This is a genomic window from Klebsiella michiganensis, from assembly GCF_015139575.1.
Lineage (GTDB): Bacteria > Pseudomonadota > Gammaproteobacteria > Enterobacterales > Enterobacteriaceae > Klebsiella > Klebsiella michiganensis.
This window is the reverse complement of the sequence record NZ_AP022547.1, coordinates 4240356-4265198: the sequence shown is the minus strand read 5'-3', so window position 1 is coordinate 4265198 and position 24843 is coordinate 4240356. Positions and strand designations below refer to the sequence as shown.

Here is a 24843-nt window from a genome sequence, read left to right as displayed (position 1 = left end):
CCTGCGCTTAGCCAACGACCAGATTGAGCAGTTTACCCGGAACGTAGATCACTTTACGTACGGTCACACCGTCGAGATATTTCGCGACCAGATGCTCCTGACCCGCGCGCTCACGAACCTGCTCTTCAGTTGCATCCACCGCAACGGTAATTTTACCACGAACTTTACCATTTACCTGGACCACGACCAGAGTCGTGTCTTCAACCATTGCGCTTTCATCAGCGACCGGCCACGGCGTGTTGTCAATATCGCCTTCGCCGCCCAGCTCCTGCCACAGGGTAAAGCTGGCGTGCGGGGTGAACGGATTGAGCATGCGAACCACGGCCAGCAGGGCCTCACGCATCAGCGCGCGATCCTGATCGTTTTCCTGCGGCGCTTTCGCCAGCTTGTTCATCAGCTCCATAATCGCCGCAATCGCGGTGTTGAAGGTCTGACGACGGCCGATGTCATCGGTCACTTTCGCGATGGTTTTGTGCACGTCGCGACGCAGCGCTTTTTGATCTTCGCTGAGGCTGGCAACGTCCAGCGCAGGGGCTTCACCCAGGGTAGTGTGTTCGTAAACCAGTTTCCAGACGCGTTTCAGGAAGCGGTTCGCACCTTCCACGCCGGATTCCTGCCACTCCAGCGTCATGTCGGCCGGAGAAGCGAACATCATAAACAGGCGCACGGTGTCCGCGCCGTAGCGTTCCACCATCTCCTGCGGGTCGATGCCGTTGTTTTTCGACTTGGACATCTTGCTCATGCCGGTATAGACCAGCTCGCGACCCTGCGGATCGAAGGCTTTAACGATACGTCCTTTCTCGTCGCGCTCGGTGGTCGCCTCTTTCGGAGAGACCCAGTTACGCTCGCCGTTTTCGCCAACATAGTAGAAGGCATCTGCCAGCACCATGCCCTGGCAAAGCAGCTGTTTAGCCGGTTCGTCAGAGTTCACCATGCCCGCGTCGCGCATCAGCTTGTGGAAGAAGCGGAAATAGAGCAGGTGCATAATGGCGTGTTCGATACCGCCGATATAAATATCGACCGGCAGCCAGTAGTTGGCCGCTTCGGGGTCGAGCATACCCTGGTCGTACTGCGGGCAGGTGTAGCGCGCGTAGTACCAGGAAGACTCCATAAAGGTGTCAAACGTATCGGTTTCGCGCAGCGCCGGCTGGCCGTTAACGGTGGTTTTCGCCCACTCAGGGTCGGCTTTGATTGGGCTGGTGATGCCGTCCATCACGACGTCTTCCGGCAGAATAACCGGCAGCTGATCTTCCGGCGTTGGCATCACGGTACCGTCTTCAAGGGTCACCATTGGGATCGGCGCACCCCAGTAGCGCTGACGGGAAACGCCCCAGTCGCGCAGACGGTAGTTCACTTTACGTTCGCCGACGCCAAGAGACGCGAGCTTATCCGCGATGGCATTAAAGCCAGCTTCGTGATCCAGACCGTCGAATTCGCCGGAGTTGAACAGCACGCCTTTTTCGGTCAGCGCCTGTTCGGAGAGATCGGGTTCGGAGCCATCAGCGGCCAGGATGACCGGCTTGATGTTGAGACCGTACTTGCTGGCAAACTCGTAGTCGCGCTGATCGTGACCCGGAACGGCCATCACCGCGCCGGTGCCGTACTCCATCAGCACAAAGTTTGCCGCCCATACCGGGATCGCTTCGCCGGTCAGCGGGTGAATCGCTTTGTAGCCAGTATCGACGCCTTTTTTCTCCATGGTTGCCATTTCGGCTTCGGCAACTTTGGTATTACGGCATTCGTCGATAAACGTCGCCAGCGCGGAGTTATTGGCTGCTGCCTGCTGCGCCAGCGGGTGACCCGCAGCGACGGCCAGGTAGGTACAGCCCATAAAGGTGTCCGGGCGGGTGGTATAAACGGTCAGCTTGTCGGCGTAGTCGTTAACGTCGAAGGAGATTTCGACGCCTTCGGAGCGACCAATCCAGTTGCGCTGCATGGTTTTAACGGTATCAGGCCAGTGATCCAGGTTATCCAGATCGTTCAGCAGCTCGTCAGCGTAGGCGGTGATTTTGATAAACCACTGCGGGATCTCTTTACGCTCAACTTTCGTGTCGCAGCGCCAGCAGCAGCCGTCGATAACCTGTTCATTCGCCAGAACGGTCTGATCGTTCGGGCACCAGTTTACCGCGGAGGTTTTTTTATAGACCAGCCCCTTTTTATACAGCTCGGTGAAGAACTTCTGCTCCCAGCGGTAGTATTCCGGGGTGCAGGTTGCCACTTCACGGCTCCAGTCATAGCCGAAGCCCAGCTTTTTCAGCTGGTTTTTCATGTAGGCGATATTGTCGTAGGTCCACGGGGCCGGAGCGGTGTTGTTTTTCACCGCGGCGCCTTCCGCAGGCAGACCAAACGCATCCCAGCCGATAGGCTGCAGAACATTTTTGCCCAACATACGCTGGTAACGGGAAATCACGTCGCCGATGGTATAGTTGCGCACGTGGCCCATGTGTAGTCGACCAGAAGGATAGGGAAGCATCGACAGGCAGTAATACTTCTCTTTGCTCTCGTCTTCGGTAACTTCAAAGGTACGCTTCTCGTCCCAGTGTTGCTGGACTTTTGATTCTATCTCTTCCGGGCGGTATTGCTCTTGCATGGCAGCCAGTGGTCCTGTTTTCAATACAGCTACAAAATGTAGCCAATGGATGTGTTATTTCAGATCGGCATAGCATAGCCCAAACGCCAACGTCAAAACAGCCTTTCACACACTTACAGAGATGAAAGCGGTGGAGAATATTTCGCGACTCTGTGGCTTGGCTGGCAGAGCAATCCGCAGATAACGTCTATCATAAGAAGAAGTTAACCACACCGGAGGCGAAAAGATGAACAAGGTTGCTCAATTCTACCGAGAGCTGGTGTCGACGCTCAGCGAGCGGTTACGCAATGGAGAACGCGATATTGATGCGCTGGTGGAGCAGGCCAGGGTCAAGATTAGCCAGTCCGGCGAGTTAACGCAGAGCGAAATCGAGAATGTTATCCGCGCTGTCAGACGCGATCTGGAAGAGTTCGCGCTCAGTTATGAAGAGAGTCAGGATGAGCTGACTGATAGCGTCTTTATGCGGGTGATCAAAGAGAGCCTGTGGCAGGAGCTGGCGGATATTACCGATAAAACTCAGCTTGAGTGGCGCGAGGTGTTCCAGGATCTCAGCCACCACGGCGTCTATCACAGCGGCGAAGTCGTGGGGCTCGGCAATCTGGTGTGTGAGAAGTGCCATTACCATCTGCCGGTTTATACGCCGGATGTGCTACCGCGTTGTCCAAAATGCGGGCACGATCAGTTCCAGCGCCGGCCATTCGAGCCGTAAATACGTGAGAGATATTTGCGGAGCCTTTACACTGGCGTTAAGCCAGCCCGAGGGCCAATATAAAGCGCGTTAATATATTGGCCTTCCTTTTAAAGGGCAGGCTAACCCTTCATCTGTATGCGTAAAAATGCTGGTGCCGAAGCACCAGCATTAACTTTCTTTTAAAAAAAGACGCGCATTTTCAATGATAACTTCATGTTAATTGATGGTGTTAATGGTCGCGCTCTTAAACTGCTGAGTGCCGCCCATTTCACTGGCGTATTTATGTGAGGAATTTAAAACCAGATTAGTCGTGGAAATCGTGCCTTTGCCACAGGTTGCCCACCCCAGGAAACCGCAGCGGTATCCTCCGTTAACCACTTTATTAACTGACATGGTTAAAGTGCCGCCAGCTCCTATGTGAGAACGGTTAGTAATATTACCGTGATTCCGTGTATCCAGCGTCATATTTGATGAGCTTAAAATTTCGCCTTCATTATAAAGCTCATGATAGGTTTTAACGCCAACATTATCCTGACCAACAATAACCCCATAGTTGTGTGTGACATAGTTATCAATAGCTATCGTATCGGCCCCCATATAACCTTCATTTTTAAGCCAGTAGCTTTTTGTCGTCAGCGTATCAGTCGCTTCCATAAAGCTACCTTTGGTTAACGCCAGAGTACCATCGGTTTTTACGGTCACGTTGCCGCCGGAGGTGGTACCAGAATTGGTAATTTCCCCGGATGTTATCTGGTCATTTATTTTCGCCTGAACCAGCAGAGTATCGTAGCCAAAAATATTGCCAGTGACTTTAAGCGTGTCTCCTCCGAAGGTGACCGTTGTGTTTTTACCTCTGGTCGAGCCTCCGTTTTCAATGTTACCGGCGGCGGTGACTGTCAACTGATTATCTGAAAGTAAATTGGAACCATATGTCGTTTTCAGGTTACCGTTAGTCATTACGCTCAATGTGGAGGCCGCTTTGAATTTACCCGTGTTTTCGATATTTCCGGATGCGTTGACTAATAAATTTCCTGTGCTGGAAATGGTTCCACTATTGCTTATCGAACTGAGGCTATTCAGTAAGGCGATATTATTCGAGGATATATTTCCCGTATTTTTAAAATTGCCTGCAGAGAGTACCTGAGTCATCATACCATTACTGGCGATAGAGCCTTCGTTGGTGAGTGAGCCAAAGCTGGTCAAAGAGAGGCTGGTGTTAGCAACAATAGCGCCTTTATTTCGAACGCCAAAACCTAAATTATTGCCAACCATAGTAATACTATTGGCTTTGATGCCGCCAAGATTACTAATGTCGATACTATATTCAGGGTAAACATACTGCCGTGCCGTTGCCGCTTTGCCCGCTGAGGTTATCGCGCCAGAGCCGTTATCAAAGGTGAAGTTTCCTGCGGCCACTATCGCGTTCGTAGCATTAACCGTACCGTTAATGGCTATCGCATCGGCGAGCAGAACCGCATAGCTATTACTGGCATCCATTCCATTCTTGTCGATGGACAGTTTACCCCCGGTAACGTCATAACTGGCGATAGCGCCAGTATCAGAGAATGTTACCTTTCCTGTCGTTAAAATCGCCTTATTGGTGTTGATGAAACTACATCCTGAGCAGGAAATACCATTGGGGTTAGCAATAACCACATCAGCTCGCTGACCCGCAACTTCAATAAATCCATTCAGTGAGCTTGCACGGTTTGAGGTAACTTCGTTAAGAATAACAGAAGCACTACCATTAGTCAGATTGTTATTTTTAGCGATATTCCCCAACGTCGCATGGGAGAGATCGCTGGGGCTATTGTTCAGAACAACACCCTTACTATCAACATTAAACTCACGATACATATTATGTGAGACGCCGGCGGCATTGGGTTTTTCAATATCAATGACTTTGGCGCCTGATAAATGGGTGTAAGTTGTCGGGTCGGCATAAACAAAGCTTGAGCTCAATGCTGCTGCTAGCGCAACATAGGTTAAATTGAATTTAAACATTTAATAGAGTCCTTTAGAAAAAAATGAGGTTAACTGATGCGTTGAAAAACTGATTTTAATACCTCCATTGTAATGAAAATCCCAGGTTTGCAGGGTCTGTATGAAAACCGTTTGGCTTTATCAGTGGGGTTCCGATGAATAAATCATACTGAGTTGAAATTATGCTTCCGCGTATTCCCACCGTGGCGCCAGACATGACTTTGCCATTTCCGTACTGCTCTGTTCCTGTAATGCGTCCAACGTCTATGCCTAAGTACAGCTGTCGTTCTGGGGCGGGCATATCCCAGATGAAATCATTGCGCCAGTACCAGCCTTGATTTCCTGAAAGGGTTCTTTCACCGTCAAAACCTCGTACCGTCCAACGATTGCCTATATTAAATTGATTGTCTGCGGATAAGATATCGGGGCTAATTTGTATATTAATATGCGGAGCATAGCTGAATTTATCCCCCGTTGATTCAAACTTCATTAAGGCTTGAAGGTCGGCATGAATAATGCGCGAAAGCTTACTGTACAGACCGGCTTTTTCCTCCGGAGTTGGCATTGAACTGAGCCAGGGAAGGCTACGCTGTACGCCCAGGCTGGCATCTACGATTGTATGGGTAAAATATCGCTGATGATGTGCCGTAATATCCCAGGCAGGATTCTGTTTGCGCATAACGCTCAGTTCGCTGCCACCAAAATAATAATGTGAGGTACTTTTTGCTATTCGCGCATCAATGGTTGTTTTTTGCTGGCGAGTGTGCGAAATTAGACGCGTTAAGGTTGCGCTGGTATAATCATTTTTGCTTTTATATTCAATGGTGGAGTATCTGCCATTGAACTGCTGACGATATTCACTTTGTGAACCGTAAAGATTGAGTGACCAAAATCCAAAGGGAATAGAATAATAGAGGCTTTTATTTTGGTTGCCATCGTTATGTTGATTAAACTCGACATCGCCCCCCATGGATAAATAGAAAATGTCATTTAGCGTCGTCAGGTCATAAAGATAAAGCGCGCCACCGGCCTGGTAACGCCCGCTGCTACGGCTTCCTGCATCATCCAGCCATGCGCCTACTTGCCAGTTTCGTGCCAGATGCCGGGAGATTTGGATATCGCTTTCCGCATGGTTCTTACCCGGCATGATTTTCATCTGCGCCGATGAGCCGGGTAAACGCTGCAAGTTAGCCATCCCCTGTTCCAGTTCGGTTAGCTTCAGAATATCCCCTGTTTTAGCCGGTATGGCATTCCACAGGCTGGTTGTCGCGCTATTGCCGGAAGCCCAGCTAATATTGCCGATATAGCCATAGCTCAACGTGATGCTCAGAATGCCATCATTCAGGGATTGTGAAGGTACATCAATAAGCGAAGTGATATATCCCCGGGCAATGAGTTCATTTTGCAAGGTTGTGGTGAGTAGACGTATGCCTTCAATACCCAGGCACTTTTTTTCTGCCTGGCGAGCGATATTACCTAACAGACCGCGGGTCAACTTGTGGTCAGCGGAAATAATTTCAACATGGTTGATATATCGGCAGGTTGCTTCAAGTGGAAAGGCGAGTTTATATTTTTGCGATCCTGTACCTGATGCCGAATATTCCTGCTGTGCTGGTGCCAATGCGCTTTGACGTGCCTTATCCTGTTCCACCTGATTGGTATTGCTAATCGATACATTCGCCAATGTCGATGCGGTTAACAGAATATAAAGAGAAAGGGAGGTTATGAGACTTTTATTATTCACGAAGCAATATCCATTTGTTTCACTCGTCCGTTATAGCCTTGTCAAGAATGTTTAGCGTTAACTGAGTAGGGTTAACGAAGCCGGGTTCTCAATCTTAAGAATCTTAATTTTCTAAAATCAAAAAAATCCGCTGCCGGCGCTCAGCGTTGTTGTCAAATTCGCGCCATGTTATCTATGACAGATTATGTAATCCACGATGTAAAGAGTGAATTTTTGTTGAATTGAGCGTTTCAGGTCGTGAATTATTTGGCGTGAGGCTGGATATATTTATGACGCGTATTTGAGAGCGGCAAAGCTATTGCCATAACTATGGAGAGAGACAGGAGCGGGAAGAGATAAAAGGCGTGTACGGTACCGTACACGCCGGAAGATTAGTGCAGAATTTTGGCGAGGAAGTCTTTGGCGCGTTCAGATTGCGGGTTAGCAAAAAACGCTTCTTTATCGGCGTCTTCGACAATTTTTCCTTCATCCATAAAGATAACCCGGTTGGCTACCTTACGCGCAAAGCCCATTTCATGGGTGACCACCATCATGGTCATCCCTTCATTTGCCAGTTCAACCATAACGTCCAGCACTTCGTTAATCATCTCCGGATCCAGCGCGGAAGTGGGTTCATCAAACAGCATGGCGATAGGATCCATACACAGCGCGCGGGCGATGGCCACGCGCTGCTGTTGGCCGCCCGAGAGCTGGGCGGGGAATTTTTCGGCATGAGCGGAAAGCCCCACGCGTTCCAGCAGCTTAAGCCCTTTCGCCCGGGAGGCGGCTTTGTCGCGATTGAGCACCTTGACCTGCGCCAGGGTGAGGTTCTCGATAATCGATAAATGCGGGAACAGCTCAAAGTGCTGGAATACCATCCCGACGCGCGAACGCAGTTTGGCCAGGTTGGTCTTTTTATCGTTGACGGTGGTGCCGTCGACGATGATTTGACCTTGCTGAATGGGCTCCAGGCCGTTTACGGTTTTAATCAGCGTTGATTTACCCGAACCCGAAGGCCCGCAGACCACCACCACTTCGCCTTTTTTCACTTCCGTGGAGCAATCGGTCAGCACCTGAAAGTGACCATACCATTTTGAAACATTTTTCAGGGTAATCATTATACAGTCCTTTTCTTCAACCAGCTGACCAACAGCGATGCGCTGAGACTAAACACAAAATATACGGCGCCTGCGAACAGGATCATCTCTACCTGGGTTCCATCACGCTCGCCGATAGTTGAGGCGGTGCGGAAAAAGTCGGCCAGGCTCAGAACATAAACCAGCGAGGTATCCTGGAACAGGACGATGCCCTGCGTCAGCAGCAGCGGTACCATGGCGCGGAAGGCCTGCGGCAGAATCACCAGCTTCATGGATTGCCAGTGGGTCATGCCCAGCGCCAGCGCGGCGCTGGACTGGCCGCGCGAGATACTCTGAATGCCGGCACGGATAATTTCCGAGTAATAGGCCGCTTCAAACATGGAGAAGGCGATCATCGCTGAAATCAGGCGGATATCGGTTTTCGGCGACAGGCCAAGCACGTTCTGCAGGAACCCGGGAACAATCAGATAAAACCACAGCAGTACCATCACCAGCGGAATGGAGCGGAAAACGTTAACGTAGGTTTTGGCGAACCACGCCAGCGGCAGGAAGCTCGACAGGCGCATCACGGCCAGGATCGTCCCCCACACAATCCCGACAACAATCGCGGTCACGGTAATTTTTAAGGTAATCACCAGCCCTGCCAGCAGGTATGGCATGGAAGGAATAATGGAGCTCCAGTCAAAATCGTACATTATTTACCCCCCATATTGCCCGGCAGGCGGACTTTACGTTCGACCACGTACATGATCAGCATAATAACGGCGTTGATAAACACGTAGGCGAGGGTGATAGCGGTAAACGATTCCCAGGCATGGGCCGAGTAGTCCAGCAGCTTACCCGCCTGGGCGGCCATATCGGCAAGACCAATGGTGGAAGCGATGGCCGAGTTTTTCACCAGGTTCATCATTTCAGAGGTCATTGGCGGCACGATAACGCGATAGGCGTTGGGCAGCAGAACGTAACGGTAGGTTTGCGGGAGCGTTAGCCCCATCGCCAGCCCGGCGTTTTTCTGGCCGCGCGGCAGGGATTGAATACCGGAACGAACCTGCTCGCAGACGCGCGCGGCGGTAAACAATCCCAGACACAGCATCGAAGAAACGAAAAACTGAATATTTGGATCCAGCTCGGACTTAAACCACATGCCGATGTTTTCCGGCAGCAGTTCAGGCACCACCAGATACCAGGTGAAAAATTGAACGATAAGCGGAACGTTACGAAAAAGTTCAACGTAGCAGGTGCCGATAGTCGACAGCAGACGGTTCGGGACCGTACGGAGAATACCGAAGAGCGAACCTACAAAGAATGCGATAATCCAGGCCGTTACCGACAGGGTGACGGTGATCTGAAAACCACTCCACAGCCAGCCTAAATAGGTGGTGTTGCCGAACGGGGCCTGTTGCAGGAATATTCCCCAGTTCCAGTCTATTGACATAAATGACTCCTGGAAAAAAAGGGTAGCAGCGCTACCCTCGAAGATTGTTGCTCAGCCTGTTTCGGTATTCGCGGCCGCTGGGGAACGACCAGCCGCCGTATAGTCTGTCCGCGCCGTAGCAACAATCGGGAGGGCAGGATTCCCCGCCCTTTGTTTTTTTAATTAGTTAAGAGCTTTATCGTTAGGTGATTTGAACAGCGCTTTCATCTCGTCAGAGAGTTCAAAGTTCATATTCAGGTTCTTTGGCGGAATAGGATTTTTAAACCACTTATCGAACCATTTTTCGGCTTCACCGGAGGTCTGAACCTGGGCGACCGTCTCATCGACCAGCGTTTTGAACTGCGGGTCATCTTTGCGCAGCATGCAGCCGTAGGCTTCCTGAGACTGAGCGGTACCGACAATCTCCCAGTTATCCGGTTTTTTCGCTTTCGCACGTTCGCCCGCCAGCAGCGCGTCATCCATCATAAAGGCCACCGCGCGACCGCTTTCCAGAGTACGGAAAGAGTCACCGTGATCTTTTGCGCTGATAATACGCATATTCATTTTTTTCTCGTCGTTCAGCTTGTGCAGCAGAATTTCGGAGGTGGTGCCGGAGGTGACGACGACGGCTTTATCCTTCAGGTCCGGGAAATCTTTAATCGCGCCGCCTTTTTTCACCAGCAGACGGGTACCGACGACGAAAATCGTATCGGAGAAGGCCGCCTGTTTCTGGCGTTCAAGGTTGTTGGTGGTGGAGCCGCATTCGAAATCATACGTGCCGTTTTGCAGCAGCGGAATACGGTTTTGTGAGGTGACAGGGATCAGTTTGACCTGCAGATCCGGTTTGTTCAGCTTCTTCTTGATGGCATCAACGATCGCATTCGAGTAGTCCTGAGAGTAGCCAACGACCTGCTGCTTGTTGTCATAGTAAGAGAACGGAACGGATGATTCACGGTGACCAACGACGATAACGCCGTTTTTGGCAATTTTATCCAGAGTGCTCTGGCCTGCGGTGGATGCCGCATCTTCTGCATGCGCCACCCCAGCGGTGAGGCCCATGACCAGCATTGCTGCGGCCAGTTTACGTAATTGCATATCCGACTCCTTATCCTCAGCGCCGTCAGACGCTATTGATACCCATTGTGAATGTGTGTGCTTTTTTATCGCTGCCGTCTTTGCGTGCAGCATTTGTATGTGTTTGTTAGCATTTAGTTTGGCTTAATGTAAAGATTTTGCTCTTATATTGTTGATTTTTGCGAAGCGCACCGCACCATTTAAAGGCAAAAATCCCCCATTGCACCAAAATAGCGCCGCCTGACGATCGATGGTGGTGCAACCGGGTTGTACCCCCGAGGATCGCGTTGCTACATGTATTTATTAAGCAATGGTCGTGCCAGAATGGATAAGAAGGGGAGATGACCGCGGCGACGAGTGCCGCCGCGGGAGAAGCAATTATTGACGGCGCTGGCGCAGGCTCATCAGCAGCGCAGCAAAGCCAAACAGGGCGGTTAACGCCCACAGCGGCCAGTTCCCCGTACGCGCGTACGGCGTCAGTCCTGCCGTTGGGGTCACTTTGGTGGTTAATACGGCGCGGGTGAACTGCGGGATCATCTCCTGTATTTCACCGCGTGGGCCGATGACCGCGGTAATGCCGTTATTGGTGCTGCGCAGCAGCGGACGGGCCAGCTCCAGCGCGCGCATTCGCGCCATCTGGAAGTGCTGCCAGGGGCCGATAGATTTGCCGAACCATGCGTCATTCGAAATGGTTAACAGAAAATCCGTATCCGGGCGGAAGTTATCCCGCACCTGCTCGCCAAGAATGATCTCGTAGCAGATAGCCGCCGTCAGACGCATATTATGCGCCACCAGCTGCGGCTGCACGTACGGCCCGCGGCTGAAAGAGGACATTGGCAGGTCGAAGAACGGCGCCAGCGGACGCAGAATCGATTCCAGCGGCACAAACTCACCAAACGGCACCAGATGATTCTTGTTGTAGCGATTCTTTGAGTCGTAGCTGTACGGGTTATCTTTGCCCAGCGTAATAATGGTGTTGTACGTGTCGTAGCGATTGCGCGCGTTCAGACGCGCATCGACGATGCCGGTGATCAGCGAGCTATTTTTCGACCGCATCAGGTCGTCCATCATGCTGAGGAAGCGCTGCTGGTTAATTTCCAGATCCGGAATCGCGGACTCCGGCCAGACGATCAGCTGCGATTTACCCATATGCGGCTGGGTGAGATCCAGATAGGTTTTCAGGGTGTTGAGTAGCTGATTCTGGTCCCATTTCATCGCCTGGGGGATATCGCCCTGTACCAGCGAAACCGTGGTCGCGCGCGCCGGCAGCGGTTGATACCACTGAATGTAGCGAAGCGGGAAGGGCAGGGCGAACAGCACGACGGCGGCAATCAGCGGCTTCCAGTTACGCTGCGCGATAGCCAATACCAGCAGGCCGCTGACGAGCATCAGCAGGAAGTTAATCGCCTCAACGCCCATCACGGGCGCCAGGCCTTTGAGCGGGCCGTCAATCTGACTGTAGCCGAACTGTAGCCACGGGAAGCCGGTCAGCACCCAGCCGCGCAGAAACTCGGTAACCTGCCATATCACCGGGGCGGCGATGGCAACGCGTATCCAGCTGGTTTTCGGCCACAGGCGCGAAAGAATGCCGGCAAATAATCCGGTATAGAGCGACAGATAGGCCGCCAGCAGAACCACCAGGAAAACGTTGACCGGACCGGGCATACCGCCGAACTGCGCGATGCTCACGTAGACCCAGTTAATACCGGAGCCGAACAGCCCTAATCCCCAGAAATAGCCAATCGCGGCGCTTTGCAGGGGACGTCGGTTGAGGGTTAAACCTTGCAGGCCAATTAACGAAATAAGGGCTGCGGGCCAGAAGTCATAAGGTGAAAAAGCCAGCGTTCCGCTGGCTCCGAATAACAGCGCCAGCAGCAAACGTACGCGCTGGCGTTCAATAAGAGAGGCAAATACCATTTAGGTTAATCGTCCCGTTGGATTAGTCTTCCAGCTTCGGCTGCGGGGCATCATCAGGAAGCTTTACATGTACCTGAATAATACGTCGACTGTCAGCCATTGCGACCTTGAATTGGTAACCATCAATGTCGATAGACTCGCCGCGGGCAGGCAGATGACCAAACGCCTGCATGACCAGACCGCCGATGGTGTCGACCTCTTCATCGCTGAAGTGGGTGCCATACGCTTCGTTGAAATCTTCGATTGAGGCCAGCGCGCGCACCGTCCACGTGTGGCGGCTCAACTGACGGAAATCGATATCTTCTTCTTCGTCGTATTCGTCTTCTATTTCACCGACGATGAGCTCAAGGATGTCTTCAATGGTCACCAGACCTGAGACGCCGCCAAACTCATCGATAACGATAGCCATATGATAACGTTGGGAGCGAAACTCCTTCAGCATGCGGTCAACCCGCTTGCTCTCGGGCACGACAACCGCCGGACGCAACACTTTTTCCATGCTGAAGGCTTCGGCATCGCTGCGCATAAACGGCAGCAGATCTTTGGCCATCAGAATCCCTTCGATGTGATCTTTATCTTCGCTGATCACCGGGAAACGCGAGTGGGCCGATTCGATGATCACATCGAGGCACTCGTCCAGCGTCTGGTTGCGTTTCAGGGTAATCATCTGCGAGCGGGGGATCATGATGTCGCGGACGCGCTGGTCGGCGATATCCATTACCCCTTCGAGCATATCGCGCGTATCTTCGTCGATAAGGTCGTTTTGCCCGGAATCACGGATCAGCGCCAGCAGTTCGTCACGATTCTTGGGTTCACCGTGAAAGAGCTGGCTGAGTAACAGGGAGAAGAATCCCTTTTTGCTGTTTACTGTGTCGCTACTGTGTGAATTGTCGTCGCTCATGGCGTCGTATGGGTTCTCATGTTAGTTAAATAGTCGCTCGTCACGCGTATACTCAGCGCCCGGCATAGCGGCCAGTCGCCGGCAAAGCCGGCAACGGGTTATTCCTTCTCGGCAATGTACGGATCCTCATAGCCCAGAGCAAGCATTATCTCTGTTTCGAGGGATTCCATCTCTTCCGCTTCTTCATCAATGATGTGGTCATAGCCCAAAAGATGCAGGCTACCGTGGACCACCATATGCGCCCAGTGCGCTTCCAGCGGTTTACCTTGCTCTTTCGCTTCCTGTTCAACCACCTGACGGCAGATGACCAGGTCGCCAAGCAGCGGCATTTCGATACCCGGCGGGGCTTCGAACGGGAAAGAGAGCACGTTAGTCGGTTTGTCCTTCCCGCGATAGGTCAGGTTCAGCTCGTGGCTTTCCGCTTCATCAACCAGGCGAATCGTCAGCTCCGACTCTTCCTGAAACTGCGGGATAACGCTATCGACCCAGCGCTGAAACAGGGCTTCATCCGGCATTCCGCTGTTATCTTCGCAAGCCAGCTGTAAATCGAGAATGACCTGACTCATTTATGCTCCTGTTCCTGGGCTTCGCGTTTGCGCTCGGCGGCCAGTTCTGCTTTACGTTTCTGGTCTGCTTCTTCCCAGGCTTCATAGGCGTTAACGATGCGGGCGACCACCGGGTGGCGCACGACGTCTTCGCTATGGAAGAAGTTGAAGCTGATCTCATCGACTTCTGCCAGCACTTCAATCGCGTGGCGCAGGCCCGATTTGGTGCTGCGCGGCAGGTCAATCTGCGTGACGTCGCCGGTAATGACCGCCTTAGAGTTAAAGCCGATACGGGTCAGGAACATTTTCATCTGTTCAATGGTCGTGTTCTGGCTTTCGTCGAGAATGATAAACGCATCGTTCAGCGTACGGCCGCGCATATAGGCCAGCGGCGCGACTTCAATCACGTTGCGCTCAATCAACTTTTCGACTTTCTCGAAGCCGAGCATCTCGAACAGCGCGTCGTACAGGGGCCGCAGGTACGGATCGACTTTCTGGCTCAAATCGCCGGGCAGGAAGCCCAGTTTTTCGCCGGCCTCAACCGCCGGACGGGTCAGAAGAATACGGCGGATCTCCTGGCGCTCCAGCGCGTCTACCGCGGCGGCGACCGCCAGGTAGGTTTTCCCGGTCCCGGCAGGGCCGACGCCGAAGGTAATGTCGTGGTCGAGAATATTGGCGATGTACTGCGCCTGATTCGGCGTACGCGGCTTAATCACGCCGCGCTTGGTTTTGATATTGATGGCCTTACCGTAGTCCGGCACGCTTTCGGCGCTCTGCTCCAGCACGCGGGCTTCTTTGATCGCCAGATGAATTTGTTCCGGTTCAATATCCTGAATTTCGCCGCGCATCGGCGCGGTATCGACGTACAGACTGCGCAGGATATCCGCCGCAGCGGTGACGCAAATCGGCCGACCGGTCAGTTTAAAGTGGTTGTCTCGACGGTTAATCTCGATGCCGAGGCGGCGTTCCAGCTGTTTAATGTTGTCATCAAACGGGCCGCACAGGCTCAGCAGACGGGCGTTGTCCGCGGGCTCAAGGGTGATTTCGCGAGTGTCTGTATTCAAGCTGTTCCTCTTATACATAGATAGCCGGAAGGTAGCCGGTCAGGAAATTATTCACGTCATCGGAATATGGCGCAAGCATCGCTATAGATATTGGGTTCAGGAGAGGAAATACAAGGCCTGCCGGAGCCGGCAGGCCTGAACGGATTATGGCTGGTAGATACCGACGCCAAGATCGTTTTCTTTACGGGTGCGGGCAATCACCGACTCCGGGGTTTCCGCGATGCGCAGACCCATTTCGTCCTCGGTGCGCACCACTTTACCGCGCAGGGAGTTTGTCCAGACGTCGGTGATCTCGACATCGACAAACTTGCCGATCATCTCAGGCGAGCCTTCGAAGTTCACCACGCGGTTATTTTCGGTGCGGCCAGACAGCTCCATGATGCTCTTACGTGAGGTGCCTTCCACCAGAATGCGCTGCACGGTGCCGAGCATACGGCGGCTCCAGGCCATCGCCTGCTGGTTGATGCGCTCCTGGAGAATATACAGACGCTGCTTCTTGTCCTCTTCCGGTACGTCGTCGACCATATCGGCCGCCGGCGTTCCCGGACGCGCGGAGAAGATGAAGCTGTAGCTCATATCGAAATTCACATCGGCAATCAGCTTCATGGTCTGCTCGAAATCCTGGGTGGTTTCGCCAGGGAAGCCGACGATGAAGTCGGAGCTGATCTGAATATCCGGACGCGCCGCGCGCAGTTTGCGGATAATCGCTTTATATTCCAGCGCCGTGTGGGTTCGGCCCATCAGGTTCAGCACGCGGTCGGAGCCGCTCTGTACCGGCAGGTGCAGGAAGCTGACCAGCTCCGGCGTATCGCGGTAAACCTCAATGATATCGTCGGTGAACTCGATGGGATGGCTGGTGGTAAAGCGGATCCGGTCGATACCGTCGATCGCCGCAACCAGACGCAGGAGATCGGCAAAGCTACCGGTGGTGCCGTCATAGTTTTCCCCGCGCCAGGCGTTTACGTTCTGCCCGAGCAGGTTGACTTCACGCACGCCCTGAGCCGCAAGCTGGGCGATTTCAAACAGGATATCGTCGCTTGGGCGGCTCACTTCCTCACCGCGGGTGTATGGCACCACGCAGTAGGTGCAGTACTTGTTGCAGCCTTCCATGATGGAAACAAAGGCGCTTGGGCCTTCGGCGCGCGGTTCCGGCAGGCGGTCGAATTTTTCGATTTCCGGGAAGCTGATATCGACGACCGGGCTGCGGTTGCCTCGTACCGAGTTGATCATTTCCGGCAGACGGTGCAGGGTCTGCGGCCCAAAAATAATATCGACGTAGTGGGCGCGCTGGCGAATATGGTCGCCTTCCTGAGAGGCCACGCAGCCGCCAACGCCGATGATCAGGTTGGGATTCTTCTCTTTCAGCAGCTTCCAGCGTCCTAGCTGATGGAATACTTTTTCCTGAGCCTTCTCACGGATTGAGCAGGTATTGAGCAGCAGCACATCCGCTTCTTCCGCCACTTCAGTGAGTTGATACCCGTGGGTGGCATCCAGCAGATCGGCCATCTTTGATGAATCGTATTCGTTCATCTGACAGCCCCAGGTTTTAATATGGAGTTTTTTTGTCATCGACTTGCTCATGCTTAATTAGGTATACCCAAAGTCAGCGTCTTCACCGGATGTTGCTCTGCAATGTGAAGGGTGACGGATATAAAGCCAGGATTGCAGGGCGCGTATTGTAATGCTTTGACCGCGCCCTGACCAGTACGACCGTAATCACCACAAGCCGAATAAAAATCCGGTAAACTGAGGGGATTCGGGTTTAAGGATAATAGCCATGACAATTCATGCAACAGATGTCGTTATCGTCGGCGGCGGGATGGTTGGCGGCGCCCTCGCGCTTGGCCTGGCGCAGCTGGGCTTTACGGTGACGGTCATTGAAAAAAACGCGCCACCGGTTTTTGATGCGTCTTCACCGCCTGACGTGCGTATTTCGGCAATCAGCGCGTCATCGGTAGGGCTGCTGAGAGGCCTCGGCGTCTGGGACAGCGTGCGGTCCATGCGCGCCCATGCGTACCGCCAGCTAGAAACCTGGGAGTGGGAAAGCGCCCATGTTGTCTTCAATGCCGCGGAGCTGAAGCTGCCGGAACTGGGCTATATGGTGGAGAATAACGTCCTGCAGCGAGCCCTGTGGCAGGCGCTGGAAGCCCATGAGCGCATATCGCTGCAGGTGGGGACATCGCTCCAGGAGATGCGTCGGGAAGAAACGTACGCCTCCTTAACGCTGACCGACGGCAGCCAGCTTGATGCGCGGCTGGTGGTGGGCGCGGACGGCGCCAGTTCGCAGGTGCGTCAGCTGGCCGGAATCGGCATCCACGCGTGGCAGTATCAACAATCCTGTATGTTGATAAGCGTACAGTGTGCGGACGATCCCGGCGACAGCACCTGGCAGCAGTTCACTCCGGCGGGGCCGCGCGCGTTTTTACCGCTGTTCGATCATTGGGCCTCGCTGGTGTGGTACGACGCGCCGGCGCGGATCCGCCAGCTGCAGGGCATGAGCATGGCTCAGCTACAGCAGGAAATTACTCGCCACTTCCCGTCGCGGCTGGGAGAGATTACGCCGCTGAGCGCGGGCGCCTTCCCGCTCACCCGCCGCCACGCATTGCAGTATGTTAAGCCGGGGCTGGCGCTGGTGGGCGATGCTGCGCACACCATTCATCCGCTGGCGGGGCAGGGGGTTAACCTCGGCTATCGCGATGTCGATGCGCTGCTCGATATTCTTGGCAGAGCAAAAGCCCACGGCGAAGAGTGGGCCAGCCTGCCGGTACTTAAGCGCTACCAGACGCGCCGTCAGGCGGACAACTTTATTATGCAGTCTGGGATGGATCTGTTTTACGCCGGGTTTAGCAACGATCTGCCCCCGGTGCGTATGCTGAGAAACATTGGGCTGATGGCGGCCGAGCGCGCCGGCGGACTGAAGCGTCAGGCGTTGAAATACGCGTTGGGGTTATAATCCGCATTCAAAATAATCGCGCAAACAGCGTGTCTTTACCCTCTTTTTTGGGCAAGAATCCCTGATACCAGATACTGCCGACAGAGGTTGTCAGGGATTCGCACTGCCACTGATTCGTGGCGAGCAAATAGAAGGAATAGGCGCTTTTACCTGACATATAGAGCAGGAACAGCAGCGCCAGCAGCGCAAGGATGGCAGTTACCGCGTCGCCTTCGGAAGACAGAACGTCACAGGCAAGGATGGCGATACATGCTGCCTGAAGAATCATCTTGCTCGCAAAGCAGCGAAGAAAAAATTGCCGCGTTCTTTCTGTTGACCAAAAACAGGGATTCTTAATGACGTCTCTCTGCTCCTTAGCCGGGAAGCCATGAATGTAGGTTATCCAGCGGGTATCCTCGGTGAGCGTTAGCGCGAGGCCCGTTTCGTTGAGCCGATGCAGGCGCATGGATATGCCGACGGGAAAAAACAAACCAACCACGATGCTGTAGGTTAGTAAGGCTGAAATCCCGAACAGGCAGAAAGCGAAGCCGATCAGAAAAAAGAGCAAGGTTATGGTGCGGGTAAAGAGAGGGAAAACCTGATAGTTCATCGTAAATCCTTTTACTCATTGACTCTGTAATTTATCAGAGCTGAGAACGAGGTACACTTCAGGTCAGCTTTTTTCGGAATTCATAAAGCAAAAAGCCCGCCGAAGCGAGCTTTTTGCTTTTTGTTGGCTGGGGTACGAGGATTCGAACCTCGGAATGCCGGAATCAGAATCCGGTGCCTTACCGCTTGGCGATACCCCAATTTTACGTTGACCATTTCGTACCGGGGTCAAACCGGTGGCTTAGCGCCTGGAGATACTCCAACGGGTGCGCGCACAGCGTGGGCGACTTTTAAAATTGGCTGGGGTACGAGGATTCGAACCTCGGAATGCTGGTATCAGAAACCAGAGCCTTACCGCTTGGCGATACCCCAACAATTCTTTTGGATTTATCGAACTGAATCAATAATTCCTTTGTATGGTGGCTACGACGGGATTCGAACCTGTGACCCCATCATTATGAGTGATGTGCTCTAACCAGCTGAGCTACGTAGCCAAAATCTTACTCTATTTTCGATGGCTGGGGTACCTGGATTCGAACCAGGGAATGCCGGTATCAAAAACCGGTGCCTTACCGCTTGGCGATACCCCAATACCGTCGCGGTGAACCGCAAACATCGAAAATATGGCTGGGGTACCTGGATTCGAACCAGGGAATGCCGGTATCAAAAACCGGTGCCTTACCGCTTGGCGATACCCCAACAAAAATCTTTTACCGCAACGCGAACGAGTAAATGGTGCGGGAGGCGAGACTTGAACTCGCACACCTTGCGGCGCCAGAACCTAAATCTGGTGCGTCTACCAATTTCGCCACTCCCGCAAAAAAGATGGTGGCTACGACGGGATTTGAACCTGTGACCCCATCATTATGAGTGATGTGCTCTAACCAGCTGAGCTACGTAGCCATCTTTTTGCGCGTTACCTTATCGGCGTTGCGGGGCGCATTATGCGTATTGAGCCTTGAAGCGTCAACCCCTTTTTCATCGAAAATGGACTGAACGTAACTGTTTGGTTAGGTTGCGAACAGCGTGGTGCAATAATCGGCAATTATTGGTTATTTATCGTTTTTAACGGCTTAAATAAGGCACAAAACAAAAACGGACCCCGAAGAGTCCGTTTTGAAAACAGCGTCGGTTAGTAGGCCGACTGGTGTACGCCAACCGCGCGTCCCGACGGATCGTTCATTTTTTTGAAAGATTCGTCCCACTCAATCGCTTTTGCTGAAGAGCATGCGACGGAAGGGCCGCCAGGAACGCATTCGGCCGCGCTCGGTACCGGGAACAGCTCTTCGAAAATCTCACGGTACAGATACGCTTCTTTCGAGGAAGGCGTGTTGTACGGGAAGCGGAAGCTGGCGGTTTCCAACTGCCGATCGGAAATCTGTTCAGCGGCCACTTCTTTTAAGGTATCGATCCAGCTGTAACCAACGCCATCAGAGAACTGTTCTTTCTGGCGCCAGGCGACGCTCGCCGGCAGGTAAGATTCAAAACATTCACGCAGGACATGTTTTTCCATTTTACCGTTGCCGCACATTTTATCCTGCGGGTTAATACGCATTGCCACGTCGAGGAATTTCTTATCCAGGAACGGGACGCGCGCTTCAACGCCCCAGGCGGACATCGCTTTGTTGGCGCGAGCGCAGTCAAACATATGCAGCGCCTGCAGTTTGCGCACGGTCTCTTCGTGCAGCTCTTTGGCGTTGGGCGCTTTATGGAAATAGAGGTAGCCGCCAAATACTTCGTCAGAACCTTCGCCGGACAGCACCATTTTGATGCCCATGGCTTTGATTTTACGCGACATCAGATACATTGGCGTTGACGCGCGAATCGTTGTCACGTCGTAGGTTTCAATGTGATAGATAACATCGCGAATCGCGTCCAGGCCTTCCTGCACCGTAAAGTGGATCTCGTGGTGTACGGTACCCAGATGGTTAGCCACTTCCTGCGCGGCTTTCAGATCGGGGGCGCCCTCCAGGCCGACGGCGAAGGAGTGCAGCTGCGGCCACCAGGCTTCTGATTTTTCCTGATCTTCGACGCGGCGCGCGGCATATTTTTTGGTGATGGCGGAAATCACCGATGAATCCAGGCCGCCGGAGAGCAGCACGCCGTACGGAACATCGGACATCAGGTGGCTTTTCACCGACTCTTCCAGCGCCTGACGCAGCTCGTTTTTGTCCGTGACGTTGTCTTTGACCGCGTCGTAGTCGAACCAGTCGCGCTGGTAGTACTCGCGGATTTCGCCATCTTTGCTCCACAGGTAGCTGCCTGCCGGGAACTCTTTAATCGTGCGGCAAACCGGAACCAGCGCTTTCATTTCAGAGGCAACGTAGAAGTTACCGTGTTCGTCGTGACCCATATACAGCGGGATGATGCCGATGTGGTCGCGACCAATCAGATACGCGTCTTTTTCGCTGTCGTAGAGAGCGAAAGCAAACATCCCCTGCAGATCGTCGAGGAAGTCCGGGCCTTTTTCCTGATACAGCGCGAGGATAACTTCGCAGTCGGAACCGGTCTGGAACGCATAGCGGTCGCCGTATTCCGCGCGCAGCGCCTGGTGGTTGTAGATTTCACCGTTGACGGCGAGAGCGTGAGTTTTAGCGGCGTTATACAGCGGCTGCGCGCCGGCGTTGACGTCGACGATCGACAGGCGTTCATGCGCCAGGATGGCTTTATCACAGGCATAGACGCCGGACCAGTCCGGACCACGGTGGCGCATCAGTCGGGAAAGCTCCAGTGCCTTTTTACGCAGCTCACCCGCGTCAGTTTTAATATCCAGTACGCCAAAAATCGAACACATAGCCTTCTCCGTTACCCTGTCTTGTTTGATGTTGTGCAGACTTCGTCTTATTGCGAAGCCTCAGTGCATGCTTTAGAAAATGCCGCAAAGGCGCGGAGGGCGCAAGGGGTTTACGGCAGTAAAAGGAAATAATGCAATTGTGATTGTCGAATAGTGAAAAAAGAGTACGTTTTGAGCGCTTTTGTTGCTGAATATTTAGTGATGGCGCTTTTTTTTTAGATAAAAGCGTTCAGGAGAGGCTTAGAAATAAGAAACCACGTCGCAGGACGTGGTTTTATTTAGAAGATATCGATTTCCGCAACGGAGGGATAAATCCAGGAAGGGCGGAACGGCATGCTGTCGATATCATCGAGCGTGGCAACCCCGGAAAGCACCAGAATGGTTTCCAGACCGGCCTGGAAGCCTGCCAGAATATCCGTTCGCAGGTTATCGCCGACGATCACCGTCTGTTCCGAATGCGCCTGCATTTTATTGAGCGCGGAGCGGATAATCCACGGGCTCGGTTTCCCCACGTAGAACGGCTTACGACCGGAGATTTTTTCTATACCGGCGCACAGCGCCCCGCAGGCCGGGTAGTAGCCGCGACCGTGGGTATCCGGGTTAGTGGCGATAAAGCGCGCGCCGTTGGCGACAAAAAAAGCGGCCTTATGCATCATCTCCCAGTTAAAGGAGCGCGTCTCACCGACGATAACAAAATCCGGATTGACGTCGGTGATGGTAAAGCCGGCTTTGTACAGTTCGTGAATCAGCGCGCCTTCCCCGACCACATAGGCTTTTTTGCCTTCCTGGCGACGCAGAAAATCCGCCGTGGCCATTGCTGAGGTATAAAAGGCGGTATCAGGAACATCGATTCCCGCCGTCGCAAAGCGGTTTGCCAGATCCTGACCGGTTTGAGAAGGGTAGTTGGTCAGCATCACCAGCGGCATCTCTTTCTCGAGTATGCGTTTGATGAATTCAGCGGCGCCCGGCACGGCCACATTGTCGTGCATCAGCACGCCGTCAATATCACAAATTACGTTTTGAATGGTCATGAACTGTCCGACATCGTTGGAGAAAGGCGAAACTATAAAGCGGCTTTAGCTTTCCAGCAAACGCTGGAGCAGAGTCCCATTGAGCATCGCACGCTTTACCAGGGCAAAAGCGCCAATGGCTGAGCGATGATCGAGCGTGGATCGCACTACCGGCAGGTTTTTGCGAAACGCCTTCAGCGCCTGGGTATTAATACAGCCTTCGATTGCCGGCAGAAGGACTTTTTCCGCTTCCACGATCTCCCCGGCAATCACCACTTTTTGCGGATTAAACAGGTTAATGGCGATAGCGATGGTTTTACCCAGATGGCGGCCAACGTGCTCGATCACCTCACAGGCCAGCGCATCGCCTTTATTCGCGGCTTTGCAGATCGTTTTGATCGAACAGTCATCGAGGGAGATTTTGCTCTGATAACCCTGTTCCAGCAGATGACGAACGCGATGTTCAATAGCGGCATTGGCGGCGACGGTTTCCAGACAGCCGAAGTTACCGCAGTGGCAGCGCTCGCCTAACGGATCGACCTGGATATGGCCGATTTCCCCGACGTTACCGTTACGGCCAATAAAAATCCGCCCGTTGGAGATGATCCCTGCGCCGGTTCCGCGGTGTACGCGCACCAGAATGGAGTCTTCACAGTCGTGGCTCGCACCAAAATAGTGCTCCGCCAGCGCGAGGCTACGAATATCGTGGCCGACGTAGCAGGTAACTTTAAAGCGTTTTTCCAGCGCTTCAACCAGCCCCCAGTTTTCCACCTGAATGTGCGGCATATAGCGAATGACGCCGCTTTCCGGATCGACCAGCCCCGGCAGGATCACCGAAATGGCGATCAGCTCGCGGATTTTACGCTGACAGCTCTCCATAAAGGTGGCGATGATGTTAAGCAGGGCGTGTTCCAGCGTTTCCTGGGTTCTTTCCGGCAGCGGGTAGTGCTCTTCTTCAAGAGTCTTGCTGCTTAAATCATAGAGGGTCAGGGTGGCGTCGTAGCGGCCAAGGCGTACGCCGATGGCGTGGAAGCCGCGGGTTTCGGCAACAATGGAGATGGCGCGGCGGCCCCCGGTGGAGGCCTGCTGATCGACTTCTTTGATCAGTCCGCGTTCAATAAGCTGACGCGTAATTTTGGTTACGCTGGCAGGGGCAAGCTGGCTTTGTTCCGCAATCTGGATACGCGAGATGGGGCCGTGCTGATCGATGAGCCGATAGACGGCCGCGCTGTTCAGCTGTTTTACGAGATCGACGTTACCAATTTGAGCCTGTCCGCCTGCTGTCATACTTTTACTTACTCAGTGACGACCTCGTTACCATTAACGATGGTCTTGGTGATTTTATAATCACGGGTGAATGCGGTCAGGTTAGCGACCATCCCCGGGGCAATGCTGCCTAACTGTTTGTCTACGCCAATGGCGCGGGAAGGGTAGAGCGTCGCCATACGCAACACTTCATCCAGCGCGATGCCGCAATGCTCAACGAGGTTACGCACCCCTTCAATCATGGTCAATGAAGAGCCGCTGAGGGTACCGTTCTCATCTACGCACAGGCCGTTCCGGTAGTATATTGTTTTACCGGCAAAAATGAACTGCTCAATATTGGCACCCGCCGGCGCCGTCGCGTCGGTAACCAGACACAGCTTGTCGCCTTTCAAGCGTTTAGCGAGGCGCACGTTAGCGAAATCGACGTGCATACCATCGACGATGATGCCGCAGTAGACATCCGGCTCGTCGAAAATCGCGCCAGCCAGGCCCGGCTCACGGCCGGTAATATACGGCATGGCGTTAAACAGATGGGTAGCAAAGGTAATCCCGGCGCGGAAACCGATTTTCGCTTCTTTAAGCGTCGCGTTGGAGTGACCGGCGGAGACAATGATGCCGGCGGCCACCAGTTTGCGGATAACCTCCGGTTCCACCCGTTCCGGCGCAAGCGTGATTTTGGTTATCACGTCCGCGTTTTCGCACAGGAAATCCACCAGCGCGGCATCCGGTTTGCGTACGTAGTCCGGGTTGTGGGTGCCTTTTTTAACAATATTCAGCCACGGGCCTTCAAGATGCAGACCCAGCGCCTGGTTAGGATGTTTTTGCAGGTATTCGCGCATCACGCGTACGCCCTGTTTCATCAGGTCGTCGCTGGAGGTGATCAGCGTGGGCAGATAGCTGGTGCAGCCGGAGCGTTCATTGGCCTTCTGCATAATCTCCAGCGTTTCAACGGTGACCGCGTCCGCCGTGTCGTTGAACTGCACGCCGCCGCAGCCGTTAAGCTGGACGTCGATAAAACCGGGGGCAAGGATCGCGCCATCAACCGAGCGCTGTTCGATCCCGGTGGGCAGTTCAGTCTGAGGACAGATACGTTCGATAAGGCCATTGGCGATAACAATCGCATGGTCATCCAGAATTTCATGACCGGTATAAATCCGGCCTTGGGTTAATGCATACATTACGACCCCCGGTTGTCAAAAATGGTTGTCCCGCGGGGGCAGCCGCGGGACGAGA

The 24843-nt window shown here is 53.3% G+C and carries 19 protein-coding genes and 7 tRNA genes; 2 read left to right on the top strand and 24 right to left on the bottom strand.

What is annotated here, in order from left to right; all coding sequences use genetic code 11:
- Positions 1 to 7: 7 nt before the first annotated feature.
- Positions 8 to 2590 carry a leucine--tRNA ligase gene (gene leuS / locus JLG71_RS20120; protein ID WP_025106396.1) on the bottom strand — a complete coding sequence of 861 codons (2583 nt, stop codon included), beginning with the start codon at positions 2588 to 2590 and terminating at the stop codon, positions 8 to 10.
- A gap of 226 nt (positions 2591 to 2816) precedes the next feature.
- Here leuS and JLG71_RS20115 point away from each other — a divergent pair, with 226 nt between their 5' ends.
- Positions 2817 to 3299, top strand: coding sequence for a zinc ribbon-containing protein (locus JLG71_RS20115; RefSeq protein WP_014228404.1), 483 nt, complete (start codon positions 2817 to 2819; stop codon positions 3297 to 3299).
- Positions 3300 to 3497: 198 nt separating this feature from the next.
- Here JLG71_RS20115 and JLG71_RS20110 read toward each other — a convergent pair whose 3' ends face one another.
- From JLG71_RS20110 to miaB, 11 genes are all read right to left on the bottom strand, one after another.
- Positions 3498 to 5285 (bottom strand): filamentous hemagglutinin N-terminal domain-containing protein, encoded by a 1788-nt coding sequence (locus JLG71_RS20110; RefSeq protein WP_106510508.1) that lies wholly within the window; start codon positions 5283 to 5285, stop codon positions 3498 to 3500.
- A 55-nt stretch (positions 5286 to 5340) separates the two neighbouring features.
- The gene (locus JLG71_RS20105) at positions 5341 to 7008 is read right to left on the bottom strand and encodes a ShlB/FhaC/HecB family hemolysin secretion/activation protein (RefSeq protein ID WP_064377827.1); all 1668 of its coding nucleotides are present in this window, start codon (positions 7006 to 7008) and stop codon (positions 5341 to 5343) included.
- A 371-nt stretch (positions 7009 to 7379) separates the two neighbouring features.
- Positions 7380 to 8105 (bottom strand): amino acid ABC transporter ATP-binding protein, encoded by a 726-nt coding sequence (locus JLG71_RS20100; RefSeq protein ID WP_004848813.1) that lies wholly within the window; start codon positions 8103 to 8105, stop codon positions 7380 to 7382.
- Positions 8105 to 8779: a glutamate/aspartate ABC transporter permease GltK gene (gltK, locus tag JLG71_RS20095; RefSeq protein WP_004848815.1), complete on the bottom strand. Its 675-nt coding sequence runs from the start codon at positions 8777 to 8779 to the stop codon at positions 8105 to 8107. The genes JLG71_RS20100 and gltK overlap by 1 nt, the downstream gene beginning before the upstream one ends.
- On the bottom strand, positions 8779 to 9519 hold the full coding sequence (locus JLG71_RS20090) for an amino acid ABC transporter permease (RefSeq protein ID WP_014837812.1): 741 nt from the start codon (positions 9517 to 9519) through the stop codon (positions 8779 to 8781). Before JLG71_RS20090 ends, gltK begins: the two co-directional genes overlap by 1 nt.
- Before the next feature lie 162 nt (positions 9520 to 9681).
- Entirely contained in the window at positions 9682 to 10593 is a 912-nt protein-coding gene (locus JLG71_RS20085) for an amino acid ABC transporter substrate-binding protein (protein ID WP_004848819.1), read from the bottom strand.
- A 357-nt stretch (positions 10594 to 10950) separates the two neighbouring features.
- Positions 10951 to 12489 (bottom strand): apolipoprotein N-acyltransferase, encoded by a 1539-nt coding sequence (gene lnt, locus JLG71_RS20080; RefSeq protein ID WP_025106393.1) that lies wholly within the window; start codon positions 12487 to 12489, stop codon positions 10951 to 10953.
- A 22-nt stretch (positions 12490 to 12511) separates the two neighbouring features.
- The gene (corC, locus tag JLG71_RS20075) at positions 12512 to 13390 is read right to left on the bottom strand and encodes a CNNM family magnesium/cobalt transport protein CorC (protein ID WP_004130445.1); all 879 of its coding nucleotides are present in this window, start codon (positions 13388 to 13390) and stop codon (positions 12512 to 12514) included.
- Positions 13391 to 13488: 98 nt separating this feature from the next.
- Positions 13489 to 13956, bottom strand: a complete 468-nt coding sequence (ybeY, locus tag JLG71_RS20070) for an rRNA maturation RNase YbeY (protein ID WP_004130446.1) — start codon at positions 13954 to 13956, stop codon at positions 13489 to 13491.
- Positions 13953 to 14999, bottom strand: coding sequence for a PhoH family protein (locus JLG71_RS20065; protein WP_004134159.1), 1047 nt, complete (start codon positions 14997 to 14999; stop codon positions 13953 to 13955). Before JLG71_RS20065 ends, ybeY begins: the two co-directional genes overlap by 4 nt.
- Before the next feature lie 144 nt (positions 15000 to 15143).
- Positions 15144 to 16568: a tRNA (N6-isopentenyl adenosine(37)-C2)-methylthiotransferase MiaB gene (gene miaB / locus JLG71_RS20060; RefSeq protein WP_004111391.1), complete on the bottom strand. Its 1425-nt coding sequence runs from the start codon at positions 16566 to 16568 to the stop codon at positions 15144 to 15146.
- Between the two features lie 208 nt (positions 16569 to 16776).
- Here miaB and ubiF point away from each other — a divergent pair, with 208 nt between their 5' ends.
- The gene (gene ubiF, locus JLG71_RS20055) at positions 16777 to 17952 is read left to right on the top strand and encodes a 3-demethoxyubiquinol 3-hydroxylase (protein WP_025106392.1); all 1176 of its coding nucleotides are present in this window, start codon (positions 16777 to 16779) and stop codon (positions 17950 to 17952) included.
- 7 nt (positions 17953 to 17959) lie between these two features.
- Here the strand turns inward: ubiF and JLG71_RS20050 are convergent, their stop codons facing one another.
- The 12 genes from JLG71_RS20050 to nagA all read right to left on the bottom strand — a co-directional run bounded on the left by JLG71_RS20050 (position 17960) and on the right by nagA (position 24788).
- Positions 17960 to 18541, bottom strand: coding sequence for a hypothetical protein (locus tag JLG71_RS20050; RefSeq protein WP_200913773.1), 582 nt, complete (start codon positions 18539 to 18541; stop codon positions 17960 to 17962).
- A gap of 124 nt (positions 18542 to 18665) precedes the next feature.
- Positions 18666 to 18740, bottom strand: a tRNA-Gln gene (locus JLG71_RS20045).
- A gap of 97 nt (positions 18741 to 18837) precedes the next feature.
- Positions 18838 to 18912, bottom strand: a tRNA-Gln gene (locus JLG71_RS20040).
- A 45-nt stretch (positions 18913 to 18957) separates the two neighbouring features.
- Positions 18958 to 19034, bottom strand: a tRNA-Met gene (locus tag JLG71_RS20035).
- A 21-nt stretch (positions 19035 to 19055) separates the two neighbouring features.
- Positions 19056 to 19130: transfer RNA gene (locus JLG71_RS20030), tRNA-Gln, on the bottom strand.
- 34 nt (positions 19131 to 19164) lie between these two features.
- Positions 19165 to 19239, bottom strand: a tRNA-Gln gene (locus tag JLG71_RS20025).
- A 34-nt stretch (positions 19240 to 19273) separates the two neighbouring features.
- Positions 19274 to 19358 (bottom strand) — tRNA-Leu (locus JLG71_RS20020).
- 8 nt (positions 19359 to 19366) lie between these two features.
- A tRNA-Met gene (locus tag JLG71_RS20015) sits at positions 19367 to 19443 on the bottom strand.
- Between the two features lie 229 nt (positions 19444 to 19672).
- Complete coding sequence (asnB, locus tag JLG71_RS20010; RefSeq protein WP_025106390.1) at positions 19673 to 21334, bottom strand: asparagine synthase B; 1662 nt, start codon at positions 21332 to 21334, stop codon at positions 19673 to 19675.
- A gap of 278 nt (positions 21335 to 21612) precedes the next feature.
- Positions 21613 to 22365 (bottom strand): HAD-IIA family hydrolase, encoded by a 753-nt coding sequence (locus JLG71_RS20005; RefSeq protein ID WP_004100215.1) that lies wholly within the window; start codon positions 22363 to 22365, stop codon positions 21613 to 21615.
- Between the two features lie 45 nt (positions 22366 to 22410).
- Positions 22411 to 23631 carry a DNA-binding transcriptional regulator NagC gene (gene nagC / locus JLG71_RS20000; protein WP_025106389.1) on the bottom strand — a complete coding sequence of 407 codons (1221 nt, stop codon included), beginning with the start codon at positions 23629 to 23631 and terminating at the stop codon, positions 22411 to 22413.
- An 8-nt stretch (positions 23632 to 23639) separates the two neighbouring features.
- Positions 23640 to 24788 (bottom strand): N-acetylglucosamine-6-phosphate deacetylase, encoded by a 1149-nt coding sequence (nagA, locus tag JLG71_RS19995; RefSeq protein ID WP_014228413.1) that lies wholly within the window; start codon positions 24786 to 24788, stop codon positions 23640 to 23642.
- Between the last annotated feature and the right edge of the window lie 55 nt (positions 24789 to 24843).

Coding starts and splice junctions, on each gene's coding strand:
- leuS (WP_025106396.1), bottom strand. CDS start 2,590: ATGCAAGAGCAATACCGCCCGGAAGAGATAGAATCAAAAGTCCAGCAA.
- JLG71_RS20115 (WP_014228404.1), top strand. CDS start 2,817: ATGAACAAGGTTGCTCAATTCTACCGAGAGCTGGTGTCGACGCTCAGC.
- JLG71_RS20110 (WP_106510508.1), bottom strand. CDS start 5,285: ATGTTTAAATTCAATTTAACCTATGTTGCGCTAGCAGCAGCATTGAGC.
- JLG71_RS20100 (WP_004848813.1), bottom strand. CDS start 8,105: ATGATTACCCTGAAAAATGTTTCAAAATGGTATGGTCACTTTCAGGTG.
- gltK (WP_004848815.1), bottom strand. CDS start 8,779: ATGTACGATTTTGACTGGAGCTCCATTATTCCTTCCATGCCATACCTG.
- JLG71_RS20090 (WP_014837812.1), bottom strand. CDS start 9,519: ATGTCAATAGACTGGAACTGGGGAATATTCCTGCAACAGGCCCCGTTC.
- JLG71_RS20085 (WP_004848819.1), bottom strand. CDS start 10,593: ATGCAATTACGTAAACTGGCCGCAGCAATGCTGGTCATGGGCCTCACC.
- lnt (WP_025106393.1), bottom strand. CDS start 12,489: ATGGTATTTGCCTCTCTTATTGAACGCCAGCGCGTACGTTTGCTGCTG.
- corC (WP_004130445.1), bottom strand. CDS start 13,390: ATGAGCGACGACAATTCACACAGTAGCGACACAGTAAACAGCAAAAAG.
- ybeY (WP_004130446.1), bottom strand. CDS start 13,956: ATGAGTCAGGTCATTCTCGATTTACAGCTGGCTTGCGAAGATAACAGC.
- miaB (WP_004111391.1), bottom strand. CDS start 16,568: ATGACAAAAAAACTCCATATTAAAACCTGGGGCTGTCAGATGAACGAA.
- ubiF (WP_025106392.1), top strand. CDS start 16,777: ATGACAATTCATGCAACAGATGTCGTTATCGTCGGCGGCGGGATGGTT.
- JLG71_RS20050 (WP_200913773.1), bottom strand. CDS start 18,541: ATGAACTATCAGGTTTTCCCTCTCTTTACCCGCACCATAACCTTGCTC.
- asnB (WP_025106390.1), bottom strand. CDS start 21,334: ATGTGTTCGATTTTTGGCGTACTGGATATTAAAACTGACGCGGGTGAG.
- JLG71_RS20005 (WP_004100215.1), bottom strand. CDS start 22,365: ATGACCATTCAAAACGTAATTTGTGATATTGACGGCGTGCTGATGCAC.
- nagC (WP_025106389.1), bottom strand. CDS start 23,631: ATGACAGCAGGCGGACAGGCTCAAATTGGTAACGTCGATCTCGTAAAA.
- nagA (WP_014228413.1), bottom strand. CDS start 24,788: ATGTATGCATTAACCCAAGGCCGGATTTATACCGGTCATGAAATTCTG.